Raw genomic sequence first — 12,111 nt, forward strand, 5'->3', positions numbered from 1 at the left:
CTACGCCGAGCTCTGCGGGACTACGTCGAGCTTAGCCGGCGCGCGATGCGAGCAGGGCTCTCGCGTGTTGGAGGGCGGCGTCGTGTGTTTCGCCGGACAGCATGCGCGCTAGTTCTTCTTCGCGTTGCGAGGGTGCGGCGATCTCGCGAACCGAGATCGTCGTCTCGTTTTTCGTTTCGCTCTTTTCTAATACGTAATGACGATCGGCCCAGGTTGCGAGCTGCGCCAAATGGGTGACGCAGACTACTTGCCCGTCTTCGGCAAGCCGTCCGATCCGCGCGCCTACGGCCGTTGCGGTCGCACCGCCGATGCCGGCATCGATTTCGTCGAATACGAGCGCGTTTGCTTCGCCGCGAGCGCCGGCGAGCGCGACGACGAGAGCCAGCAATACGCGCGATAGCTCGCCGCCCGAAGCAACGCGCGACAGCGGCCGCGCCGGTTCACCGGCGTTTGCCGCAAACAGAAACTCGACGCGTTCGCCCCCGGCGGCTCCGATGGCATCGAGTGTCGTAAACTCGGCGTCGAACCGTCCCGAGGCGAGGGCAATATCGGCAAACTCGCCCGCGACGCACTTCACCAGCGTGCTCGACGCTTTCTTGCGCGTTGCGGTCAACGCCGCCGCACGCGCCTGAAGTTCCGCACGCGCCGCCGCATTGCGCCTCTCCAGCTCGGCGAGCCTTCGATCGCGTCCTTCGTACTCGTCGGCGACGACGCGCGCATCGTGCGCGTACGCCTGCACCGCATCGAGCGTTCCGCCGTATTTTCGCTTGAGCCGGTCGAGCACGTCGAGTCGCGCGTTGATCGTCTCGAGCTCGCCGGGATCGAACTCCGTCGCTTCGAGCGAGCCCGCGATGGTTGCAGCCAGATCGACCGCGTCGCTCTGCAGGGCCGCCGCGCGGTCCGCCGATTCGCGCAGTTCTTCTCCGACGTCGCGGATGCCCGAAAGCGCCGCCGATGCGCTGCCCAAGCCGGCAATCGCGCCGGCTTCCTCATGAGCCAGCGATTCGTGCGCGGCGCGCAGCGCCGTAGCGACGCGCTCGACGTTGTCGAGATAGTGACGCCGCTCTTCGAGGCGCGCGTCCTCGCCGGGCTGCACTCGCGACTCGTCGATCTCGCGCAGCGCAAACGCGGCGTCTTCGTAGCGCGCCTGCGCCGTGCGATCGTCGCGCTTGGCCGCGTCGAGCGCGCGCGCAAGCTCGGCGGCCTCGGAAAACGCCCGCGCGACGGTTTCGCGCCGTTCGAGCGCTTGCGCTCCCGCAAAGCGGTCGAGCAGCTCTAGATGATAGGCCGGTGAAAGCAGCCGTTGAGCTTCGTGCTGACCCACGATTTCGGCGATGCCGTTGGCAAGCTCGCGGGCGTAGCCGGCGGTCGACGGACGACCGTTGACGCGCACCGCCGAGCGACCGCCGTCGCTCATCTCGCGAGCGATGGTGCACTCCTCGCCCGGATCGACGCCGAAACCGTCGGCTTCGAGGCGCCGCGTAAGCTCGGGCGACGGCTCGAACGCGAGCGTCACCGCCGCGCGGGACGCGCCGCGGCGCACGACGTCAGCGCCCGCGCGCGCTCCCAACACGAAGGTGAGCGCGCCCAGCAGCATCGTCTTGCCCGAGCCGGTTTCGCCGGTAAAAATGGTCGCACCGGAAGCAAAGTCGATCCCGGCGCGCGCGATTAGCCCGTAGTTTTCGATCTCTAGTCGCCGCAGCATCAGCGGAGTACGTTACCGACGAGGACCTTTGATGGAAACACCCCACAGCATCTTGCCTTCGAGCCGCTCGAAGAAGTGCAGCGGCGTGGTGCGTGCAAAACGCACGGTCTTGGGATGTCGCCGTACGGTAACGCACGATCCGGGCTCGATGTCGCACAACACGTCGCCGTCGCACTCTAAATGCGCCTTGGCAATTTCCGAATCGCAGCTAATCTCGATTCGCGACGACGCCGGCACGATGAGCGGGCGCGAAAAGAGCGTGTGCGGCAACAACGGTACGACGCCGAACGCGTCAACGCTCGGCGCGATGAGCGACCCTCCGGCCGAAAGGAAGTACGCCGTCGATCCGGTCGGCGTCGCGACGCAGATGCCGTCGGCGGGGATGAGCGTAAACTCTTCATCGTCGAACCGCAGCCCGAAGGGCACAAGCCGCGAAAACTCGCCTTTGCGGACGACGACGTCGTTGAGCGCGAAGAAACGCCGGCCTTCGTACTCGGCCTCCAGGGCGCTGCGCTCGTCGATGTAGAGCCCGCGATCGATGAGTTTGGGGAGTTCGGCCACATCGAGATCGTCCTGGTCGATCTCCGTCAAAAATCCAAGGCGCCCCGTGTTGATGCCCAGGAGCGGAACGTCGCCCTCGATGGCGATCCGCGCCGCACGCAGCAGCGTGCCGTCGCCGCCGACGGTGATCAGCAGCGCCGACTCTTCGGGAGGCGTTCCATCGCTGTCGATCTTCAGCACGTCGCGCTGGCCGAGGCAGAGCGTCACCCCGAACCCTTGCGATCGAAACTCGGCGGCAACGCGTGCCGCGATCGAGCGTGCCGATTCGCGTTCCACGTCCACGTAGAGCGCGATGGTTTTCCTAGCGATGGCGAGCGTTGCAGTCATCGAGCCGGTAGTTCGTCAAGGACCGCGTCGATTCGTGCGTCGTCGATCGAATCGGCGCCGCGACGGAGCTCGGCCAGAAACTCTCGGTTGCCGGCCGGCCCGTACAGCGGCGATCCGGTGAGTGCTTTTACGCCTAATCCGAGCGCCTCGAACGCACCGCGGACCTCGCGCAGAATCGCGCGGTGTACCTCGCCATCGCGCACGACACCCCCCGAACCCAAGCGTTCCCGGCCCGCCTCGAACTGCGGTTTCACCAAGACGACGATCGACCCCGAGGGCCGAAGATACCGCTCGGCACGAGCCACGATCGTCGCCGACGAGATAAACGACGCGTCGACCACGATGACGTCGAACCCGTCGGGAAACGCGTCGTCGGGGAGCAGCCGGAAGTTCGTGCGCTCCATCACCGTCACGCGCGGGTCGTTACGCAGTCGCCAATCGAGCTGACCGTATCCCACGTCGACGGCGGTCACGTGCGCCGCGCCGCGCTGCAGTAAGCAGTCGGTGAACCCGCCCGTCGACGCGCCGACGTCCAGCGCGCGCCCGCCGCCGACGGCCAAACCGAACGCATCGAGCGCATGCTCGAGCTTCTCGCCGCCGCGACTAACGAACCGGCGGGGAGTTTCGACTTCGATTGCGGACTCCGCTCTGACGTTTTGTCCCGCCTTGGTCGCGACCGACCCGTTGACGCGCACGCGGCCTTCCATGATGAGACTGCGCGCTTGCGACCGCGAAATGCCGGCGCGTTCGGCTACGGCACTATCCAGGCGGATCGAGCGTTTGCTCATCGAAATCACGGTTCTATGCCGGTGCACCTCAAACCGCTCCATCCGATCGACTTCCTGATCCGGAGCGCGCACGTGTATCGCGAAAAAACGGCCGTCGTCGACGGCGAGGTACGCCGCACGTATCCCGAGATGCTCGATCGCGTCTATCGCTTCGCGCGGATATTGCAGCAGATGGGCCTCAAATCCGGCGATCGCGTAGCCGTATTGGCGCCCAACGTTTCGCAGATGCTCGAAGCGCATTTTGCGGTTCCGCTCGCCGGCGGCGTTCTGTGCACGCTGAACATTCGCTTGATGCCCGGCGAGATCGCGTACATTTTGGAGCATTGCGGCGCATCGTTCGTGTTGTACGACGCCGAGCTCGAAGTGCTCTTAGCACGGTACCACGGGAGCGCGCGATTGACGAGCTTCGGGGATTTCGAGCGCGAGCTAGCCGCAACGCCCAACGATCCGGTGGTGCCGAATCTTTCCGACGAAGACGCCACCATCGCGATCAACTACACCAGCGGCACGACCGGGCGCCCTAAAGGCGTCATGTTCAGCTATCGCGGTGCGTACCTCAACGCCATCGCCGAAGTCTTTCACGCCGGCCTGCGTCCGGAGAGCGTCTATCTTTGGACGGTTCCGATGTTTCATTGCAACGGCTGGTGCTTCACGTGGGCGGTGACGGCGGCCGGCGCCACCAACGTCTGTTTGCGCAAGATCGACTACGGGCGCGTTCTCGAACTGATCGCGAAAGAGCGCGTCACGCACCTCTGTGCCGCGCCGACGGTGCTGGTCGGGATTGCGAATCATCCCGAGGCAAAACCGTTCGAACGGCCGCTGCACGTCACCACCGCGGGCGCACCGCCTTCGCCGCACACCATCCTGCAGATGGAAGAACTGGGCGCGACCGTAACGCACGTCTATGGCCTGACCGAAACGTACGGCCCGTTCACCGTCTGCGCTTGGAAAACCGACTGGGACGCGCACGAGCCGCAGGCGCGCGCAAAGCTCAAGTCGCGCCAGGGCGTTCCGTTCTTTACCGTCGGCGTCGACGATCTGCGAGTCGTCGACGAAGCGATGAACGACGTGCCCGCCGACGGCGCGACGCAAGGCGAGATCGTCATGCGCGGCAACAACGTGATGAAAGGCTACTATAACGATCCCGAGGGGACCGCGAAGGCGTTTGCCGGCGGCTACTTTCACTCCGGCGACGTTGCGGTGATGCATCCCGACGGTTACATCGAGATTCGCGACCGCGCGAAAGATATCATCATCAGCGGCGGTGAGAACATCTCGACGATTCAAGTCGAGAAGACGATCATGGAGCATCCGGCCGTGCTGGAATGTGCGGTCGTGGCCAAGCCCGACGAAAAGTGGGGTGAGGTTCCCAAAGCGTTCGTGTCGCTCAAACCCGGCGCGGCAGCAACGGAGGACGACATCATCGCCTTCTGCCGCGAGCGGCTGCCGGGATTCAAAACGCCCAAAGCGGTCGAGTTCTGCGACCTTCCGAAGACGTCGACCGGAAAGATTCAGAAGTTCGTCTTACGCGACCGCGAATGGGCCGGCCGCGAAAAAAAGGTTAACTAGTCGGCGGCGCGATCTTCGAGCAGGTCTTCATTAATGGCCATTGCCGCGCTAGCTCCGCTGGCGGCTGCCAACACGAGTTGATGGGCTGTCGTGACGGCATCGCCTGCGGCGTAGCAGCCGTGCACGCTCGTGCGGCCACAATCGTCGATTGCAATTGCGCCGTCGTCGCGAACCTGCAAACCGAGTGCGTCAACGAGCGGATAGCGTAGACGCAGGGGTGCCGTAAGGAAAATCGCATCGCACTGCCTGCGCGATCCGTCGCGAAGCACGACTTCCGGGCAACCGCCCTCCTCGATGTGCGTAACGGAGTCCTGCTCGCACACGCAAACATCCTGACTCCATTGCCGCAGCTCGGCCGCGAGTTCTTCGGCGCGAGCACCTTTCCCGATGACGGCAAGTGATTTACCTCTGTACTCCCACGCGTCGCAATAGGGACAGACGAACGCCTTATAGCCCCAAAGCTGCGTCAATCCCTCGATATCCGGTAACTCGTCATACATTCCGGTAGCCAACAGCAGCTTTTTCGTGCGGTAGATCGCTCCGGAGGCGTCCGTTAGTACGAAGCCCCGCTCCTCCTCGCGTGCGTCGGAGATGTAGGCATCGGCAAAGGTCACGGTGGGGTAGACGGCAATTTGCTCCCGCGCGATGCGAAGCAGTTCGCGGGGATCGATTCCTTCGCGCGAGAGAAAACCGTGAACCTCGCGCGCCAGTACGTTGCGCGGTCGGCCTTCGTCGCAAACGAGCACATGACGCCGTGACCGGCCAAGAATAAGCGCGGCGCTCAAACCCGCCGCGCCGCCGCCGACAACGATGACTTCGTATTCCATGGCGCTCTTTGCCCCGACGCGAGCGCCGCCTAACGCTAACCTTTCTTGCGTGCGGCGATTGCGGTGACGGGAGTCGGCAAGAGCGGCCGATCTTCGACGTCGCCGAAGCCGGCGGCGGCGAGCATGCGCTCGAGTTCGGTTCGCGTGTACGCGTCGCCGGCTTGCGTGTTCGCGAGCATCGTAAACGCAAAACGCGCCGCCATCGGAGGCGTAACCCGATCGTCGTTGGGCACGAACTCGACGATCACGACTTGACCGCCCGGTTTCAGCGCCCCCGCCACCTTGCGCAGCAGCTTGACGTTGGTCTCTTCGTTGAAGTGATGCAGAAAGTTCGGAATGAGCACGACGTCGTAGTCGTTGCCGAATGCGACGTCGAACGCGTCGCCCGGCAACTCCTCAAATCGATCTTGCAAACCAGCCTCCTTTGCGCGCTCGCGCGCAACGGCAAGAACCGGCTCCCAGTCCAGCGCGACGATGCGCGCTTTGGGAAACCGGCGCCCGACGGCAAACCCGAACTCGCCGTGACCGGCTGCGATGTCGAGGACTTTGGCTTCGGCGTTCGGGTCAACGCTAACGACTTGCGCGGTCAGCATGGCCGGAAACGCCATGAACGATGCCATAGCGCGCGCGAATAGCGGCCACAGGTCGTGCTCCGGCGCCATAGTAGCGACGTCGGACGTCGTGCCCGCACGAACGGCCTCGACGGCCGCCTGCATCAGCTCGATCGATTTCGGTGCGGCAAGAAACTCTAAGGCCGAACCCAGGAACGCCGGCGACTGCCGGTCCAAGAACATCGCAGCATCGGGCGACAGCGCGTACGCCGAAGCGGTCTTCGTCAGTAGTCCGAGCGTCGTCAGGAAGTCGCAGAGAATTCGCGCGCCGCGCTCTGAAATGTCGCGCGCCTTGGCAATCTCCGGCACGGTAGCGTGCCCCTGGGCGATTGCCGTGAAGACGTCGCACTCGACCGCGGCCTTCAGCGCGAACGTACGCTGATACGCAAATGCCGTATCGATAATCGCCGCCGGCGATGGGGCTTGACCGGTGGCATCGGAAGGTGAAGCGGTGGCGCTCATGATTTCTCCTCGTTCGAGTGAGTAGCGGCGAACTTTGGATGCTTCGCGCAGTACCCGCTCCAAGTCTCTTTCAACCGCGGAGGCGCGAGCGAAACTATCGCACCCGTGTCGTTAACGAGTCGATAAATGCGGTCGCGACTCCGTCTTTCGTTCCGACACCCACGACGGCACCGTCCTGCGTAAAGCCATAGGCGGCTTCGAAGTGCCAGCCGGGCGTGGGCGTTAGCTGATCCAATAAGCGCAGGCGGTTGTGATCCCAGAGGAACGCGTAATGCCGGCCGTCGCGGTCAATGATCGAGCCGGCGATGCGGTGAGACGCATCCGTCGAGTACGCTACGCCTCTGACACCTTTTGGTGCTAAGTGAAGTTCCTCGCCCGCAGCCGTCCAGGCGACCGGATGGGGCGTGCAGCAACGATACATCACGTTACCGATCCCAAATGATTGGTCGAACGGCGGCGCATCACTTCCAACGGTAAATCCATCGGGTGCGACGTCGAACGCCTCTCCCACTCCAAGCTCGCGCACGCGTCCGTCATGACTTGAAACGGCCTTGAACGTCTGCTGCGCGGTATCGATGCCGATCGGAACTATCCCGCCGTGCAAATACCCTCGATATCCCACCGCGTAAGCGCCCGCAACCGCGCGCAAGTTAAACGTGCCAAGGTGGTCGCATCTCGAACCAACGATGCGCGTTGCCTCCGGAGCGTACTCACTCGTCCCCACCTCATCGAAAAATACGTGGCTCGAATGCTCGTAGCTTACGTCGAGCGCACCTGACGGTTCGATCCGCAAAATATGCCCCGCGTATCCCTCATTCGGACGACATTTTTTTAAGTCAACGCGCTTCCAGGCCGCGCCTGCGAGCCGGAACGCATCGTAATCGATACCAATATCCGCACCGTCGACCGGTTGCACGAGGTCGACGAACGGCACGCCGGCGGGCGACACCACCCCGAGCGCCAGGAAGGCGTGTTCGCTTCTCGCACTGGGGGGTTGCTCGGGCAGCGCGACCGCCGCGCCGTTTCGCCAGATTCGTAACGTGCCGTAGTCCGGAACCCCAAACGTGACGTCCGCCGCAATGACGTCACGACCGATACTGATCGGGACGCGATCGCTGTCGATTTTGTCGATGCCCAGAATCGTACCCTGGGCGGGCAGTGAAAGCGCCTGAACCAAAGCGAACACCAGCGTCTTCAGAATGGGATTTGATCTCCGGCGTCTTTTCCGGCGGGATGCGACGTTTCGGACGTTGCTTGTTCGATCTGTTCCTGCGCGTTCTTGAGAAGTACTTCGCACTCGCGCGCAAGCGCACGCCCCTCCTTGAACAACGCGATCGCCCGGTCGAGGTCGGCGCCCGCCTCGAGCTCTTTGACGATTGCGTCGATACGATCCATCTTCTCTTCGAAGGTCTTGGGTACGCGGTCAGGCATCGTCGTTCACCTTTTCGACTCGGGCCGTGAGGCTCCCCACGAAGAGCCGGGCTTCGATCTCGTCGCCGGGCGCGGTCTCGCGCGCGTCGCGCAAAGCGCGCCCACCCTTCGAAACGATCGCGTATCCGCGTTCCAACGGCTGCAGCGGATCGTTTCCGGCAAGGCGTGCTTGTGCGCGCTCGAGCATTCGCGCGCGATCGGAGAAGTATCGGTCGCTCGCGCGTGCGAGACGTTCTCGGCCGACCGCGAGTTGCGTCACGCGGCGCTGAACACGGTTCGATGGATTTTGCGCCAGGAGTTTGCGCGCGAGAACGTTGAGGCGATCGCTGCGCTTGACGCGCCAACGCTCCCAAGCGCGCACCAGGGAGTCGGCGGCAACGTCACCGCGTTGCGCGGCGCGCGTGATGATCGACGACACGGCGCGGGTCAATCGACCGCGTTGATCCACCAGGCGCCGCGTCACTTCCGACCACGATCCGGCAATGTACTCCGCTGCAGCCGTCGGCGTTTTGAAGACCGCGTCTGCCGCTTCGTCGGCGAGATGCCGGTCGCCGGTGTGCCCGATCGCCGTAACGACCGGATAACGCGAACGAACGATCGCGCGCACGACCGGTTCGGTGTTGAACGGATAACGATCTTCGTACGAACCGCCGCCGCGAAGCAGCACGATCGCGTCGACGCGTTCGCGAGCAGCGCGATCGATCGCATCGGCGATGTCGATTTCCGCACCTTCGCCCTGTACGCGCGTTTCGACGAACGTCACGACGACGTTCGGCGCCTTCTCGCGCAAGGTCGTTTCGAAATCGGCGGCGCCCTTGCCGCGCGCCGACACCAATGCGACGCGGTGCGGAAATCGCGGAAACGCGCGCTTGCGCGACTCGTCGAACAATCCCTCAACTTGCAGCTTCTTACGCAGCGCTTCCACCTTGGCGGCTAAAGCGCCGACACCGAACGGCGCGAGTTCCATGACGCGCAGCTGATACTCGCTGCGCCGCTCCCAAATGCCGACCGGTCCCGTCGCCACCACCGCGATGCCGTCGCTTACCGCGGGGAACGTCTTCGCTTCACCGGCAAACGCAAAGCACCGCAGCACGGCGCGATCGTCTTTGAGGCTGAAATACACGTTGCCGTTGTTTTGCGGCTTCCAATCCGAAATTTCACCGACGACGGCAATGCGGCGTAACGCCGGTACTTTCTGCTCGACCAAACGCCGAAGACGATCCGAAAACTGCGAGACCGTGAGTTGGAGAATCGCCGGCGCTTCGTTCATTACGGCGGATTGATCGGCGAGGTTGGCGCCGCGGTCGCGACCGGCGGCACCGGTTCGGCCGAGCCCGCCGGCGAGTCTCCCGGCGACGGTTGCGGCGAATCGACCGTCGCCGCGTTTGGATCGGCCGCACTGCTCGTCGGCACCGGCGTCTCCTCCGGCGGAAGCGTCGGCTGCCCCGCACTGGGCAGCGACGGCGTCTGATCCTCGACCGCGTAGTTGGTCAGGGTCGATCCGCAGGGCCCCTGCGGCTCCGTGCCTTTGACGTAATACTCGGTTCCGCGCCCGCATCCGGCCATGCGCACGACGTCGTCGGGCATGACGAAATCGCGCGGCTTGGTTCCCTTTAGCGCCGCTTTCATGAACCGCGCCCAGATACGCGCGGGAATGTTTCCGCCGTACGATTCGTACATGCGCGTGTAGTCGTCGTTGCCCAGCCACACCGCCGTCACCAAGTCGGGCGTAAAGCCGACGAACCACGCGTCGCGGAAGTCCGACGTCGTTCCGGTTTTCCCGGCGGCCGGGCGTCCGATGATCGCGTTGGGATAACCGGTGCCGTGATTGATCACGTCTTCGAGCATCGTCGTAATGACGTACGCCGTGCCCGAGCTCACGACGTCGACCGACTGCGGGTACTGATCGTCGAGCACGGTACTGCCGAACGAGTCCTTGACGATGCGGAACGGCGTCGGATCGACGTGCAATCCTTGATTGGCAATCGTGGAGTAGCCGCTGGCGTGTTCGAGCGGCGTCACCACGCCCGAGCCGAGCGCGAGCGAGAGATTGGCCTCGAGCGGCGACTGGATGCCCATCCGATGCGCGTAATCGATGACTTTGTCGAGCCCGATGCGATCGGCGACCTTCACCGCAACGACGTTGCGCGAAAGGGCCAGCGCTTCACGCATCGTGATCTGCCCGAGATACCGGAAGTCGTCGTCCTGGGGAGACCACAGCGTGCCGTCGCCCATCGGATAACTCACGGGCGTATCGCCGATGAGAGTGTTGGCCGGCATTCCCGTGTCGACGGCGGCGGTGTAGACGTAGAGCTTGAACGACGATCCGGGCTGACGATGCGCCTGCCACGCGCGATTGAACTGATTCTTTAACGAAAAGCCGGTTCCGCCGACCATCGCAAGGATCTCGCCCGTCGAAGGGCGCAGCGCGACCAGCGCCGCCTGATGCGCGTTGATGCCCTCGGAGATCGCACTTTGGACGCCCCAGTCGATGGCATCTTGCGCCGCCTGCTGCATCTTTGGATCGACGGTCGTGTAGACTTGCAGGCCGCCTTCTTCAACGGCATCGTTGCCGAAAAGATGCTGCAGCTGCGCGATCGCGTACGTCGTGAAGTACGGATAACGATATCCTTGCAAGCCGGGCGGCCGTTGTGCGATCAATCCCAGCGGGCCGTCGTACGCGGCATCGGACTCGGCCTGCGAGACGTATCCGCTTTCCACCATGCGATCGAGCACGTGCCGCTGGCGGTCGCGCGCTAAATCGAGATTCGCAAACGGCGAGTAATCCGAAGGCGCCGCCACGACGCCCGCGAGCATCGCCGCCTGCGCCAGGGTCAGCTTGTCGACGCTGCGGCCGAAGTACGTGTGAGCGGCGGCGTCGACGCCGTACGCTCCGGCGCCTAAATAGATGATGTTGAGATAACGCTCGAGGATTTCATCCTTGGTGTAAAAGCGCTCGATTTCGATGGCCAGCAGCGCCTCTTGGATCTTCCGCGAGATCGAGACTTCGTCGGTCAGGAAGAGACGACGAGCTAGCTGCTGCGTGATCGTGGACGCGCCTTGAAACTGTTGGTGCGTGAAGTCGGCCACGGCGGCGCGCATGATGCCGCCGAAATCGACGCCGTGATGATAGTAAAAGTTGTGGTCCTCGTTGGCAATGAACGCTTCGCGAACGATCGGCGGAATGCGCGAGATCGGCACCCAGACGCGATTTTCTTTGTAGACCGACGCCAAGAGCGACCCGTCGCGCGCGAAGATCCGCGTCGAACTGGCGGGCTGGTAGTCGGCCATGCGGCTAATGTCGGGCAGGTTGCGCGCGTAGGCCGCCACAATGCCCGCGACGGTTCCCGCGCAGAACAGCACCAACATCAAAAGCGCGACGAAAATGCCGCGCCACACCTTGGAGATCTGCTTGCGTTTCTTAGGTCTTCGCATCTGCCTTGGCGACGGCGTTGAGGACGCCGTTGACGAACCTTCCCGAATCTTCGGTCGAGAACCGCTTGGCCAGTTCCACGGCCTCGTTGATCGCTACCGCCGGCGGCGATTCCGGCCGGCAACGCAACTCGAAAGTACCCATTTGCAACAGTAAACGGTCGATCGTCGGTAAGCGTTCGATCGTCCACCCCTCGAGCAACGGCCCGACGATGTCGTCGGCACTTGTCGAGAACTCGAGCGTCCCGAGGACCAAGTCGCGCACGAACGTGCGGTGTCCCGAATCGGCCTCGGAGCTGACGACCTCGTCGAGCGCTTCACCGGGTTCCCGTCCACCGACCGAGACCGAATAGAGAACCTGTAGCGCTTGTTCTCGTCCGAGACGCCGTGAAGCCATG

Annotated in this window: 11 protein-coding genes; 1 reads left to right on the forward strand and 10 read right to left on the reverse strand. The window is 63.7% G+C overall.

Annotated features, from left to right (window positions below; translation table 11 throughout):
• Nucleotides 1-31: 31 nt before the first annotated feature.
• From recN to VGG89_17180, 3 genes are read right to left on the reverse strand one after another with little or no spacing between them, the layout of a single operon-like run.
• Nucleotides 32-1,705, reverse strand: a complete 1,674-nt coding sequence (gene recN / locus VGG89_17170; protein HEY1978287.1) for a DNA repair protein RecN — start codon at nt 1,703-1,705, stop codon at nt 32-34.
• A gap of 12 nt (nt 1,706-1,717) precedes the next feature.
• Nucleotides 1,718-2,593, reverse strand: a complete 876-nt coding sequence (locus VGG89_17175; protein ID HEY1978288.1) for an NAD(+)/NADH kinase — start codon at nt 2,591-2,593, stop codon at nt 1,718-1,720.
• A complete protein-coding gene (locus VGG89_17180) occupies nt 2,590-3,423 on the reverse strand; it encodes a TlyA family RNA methyltransferase (GenBank protein HEY1978289.1) in 834 nt (277 codons plus the stop codon). The genes VGG89_17175 and VGG89_17180 overlap by 4 nt, the downstream gene beginning before the upstream one ends.
• Between VGG89_17180 and VGG89_17185 the strand changes: the two genes are divergently transcribed.
• Nucleotides 3,397-4,950 (forward strand): acyl--CoA ligase family protein, encoded by a 1,554-nt coding sequence (locus VGG89_17185; GenBank protein HEY1978290.1) that lies wholly within the window; start codon nt 3,397-3,399, stop codon nt 4,948-4,950. The genes VGG89_17180 and VGG89_17185 overlap by 27 nt on opposite strands.
• Here VGG89_17185 and VGG89_17190 read toward each other — a convergent pair.
• From VGG89_17190 to nusB, 7 genes are all read right to left on the reverse strand, one after another.
• Nucleotides 4,947-5,777 carry an NAD(P)/FAD-dependent oxidoreductase gene (locus VGG89_17190; protein ID HEY1978291.1) on the reverse strand — a complete coding sequence of 277 codons (831 nt, stop codon included), beginning with the start codon at nt 5,775-5,777 and terminating at the stop codon, nt 4,947-4,949. The genes VGG89_17185 and VGG89_17190 overlap by 4 nt on opposite strands.
• A 35-nt stretch (nt 5,778-5,812) precedes the next feature.
• Nucleotides 5,813-6,850 (reverse strand): class I SAM-dependent methyltransferase, encoded by a 1,038-nt coding sequence (locus tag VGG89_17195; GenBank protein HEY1978292.1) that lies wholly within the window; start codon nt 6,848-6,850, stop codon nt 5,813-5,815.
• A gap of 94 nt (nt 6,851-6,944) precedes the next feature.
• Complete coding sequence (locus VGG89_17200; GenBank protein HEY1978293.1) at nt 6,945-8,036, reverse strand: hypothetical protein; 1,092 nt, start codon at nt 8,034-8,036, stop codon at nt 6,945-6,947.
• A gap of 8 nt (nt 8,037-8,044) precedes the next feature.
• Nucleotides 8,045-8,281 carry an exodeoxyribonuclease VII small subunit gene (gene xseB / locus VGG89_17205; protein ID HEY1978294.1) on the reverse strand — a complete coding sequence of 79 codons (237 nt, stop codon included), beginning with the start codon at nt 8,279-8,281 and terminating at the stop codon, nt 8,045-8,047.
• Complete coding sequence (xseA, locus tag VGG89_17210) at nt 8,274-9,551, reverse strand: exodeoxyribonuclease VII large subunit (protein HEY1978295.1); 1,278 nt, start codon at nt 9,549-9,551, stop codon at nt 8,274-8,276. The genes xseB and xseA overlap by 8 nt, the downstream gene beginning before the upstream one ends.
• The gene (locus VGG89_17215) at nt 9,551-11,716 is read right to left on the reverse strand and encodes a PBP1A family penicillin-binding protein (protein HEY1978296.1); all 2,166 of its coding nucleotides are present in this window, start codon (nt 11,714-11,716) and stop codon (nt 9,551-9,553) included. Before VGG89_17215 ends, xseA begins: the two co-directional genes overlap by 1 nt.
• A complete protein-coding gene (nusB, locus tag VGG89_17220; protein ID HEY1978297.1) occupies nt 11,703-12,110 on the reverse strand; it encodes a transcription antitermination factor NusB in 408 nt (135 codons plus the stop codon). Before nusB ends, VGG89_17215 begins: the two co-directional genes overlap by 14 nt.
• Nucleotide 12,111: the final 1 nt, after the last annotated feature.

Source organism: Candidatus Baltobacteraceae bacterium (genome assembly GCA_036488875.1).
GTDB lineage: Bacteria > Vulcanimicrobiota > Vulcanimicrobiia > Vulcanimicrobiales > Vulcanimicrobiaceae > JAFAHZ01.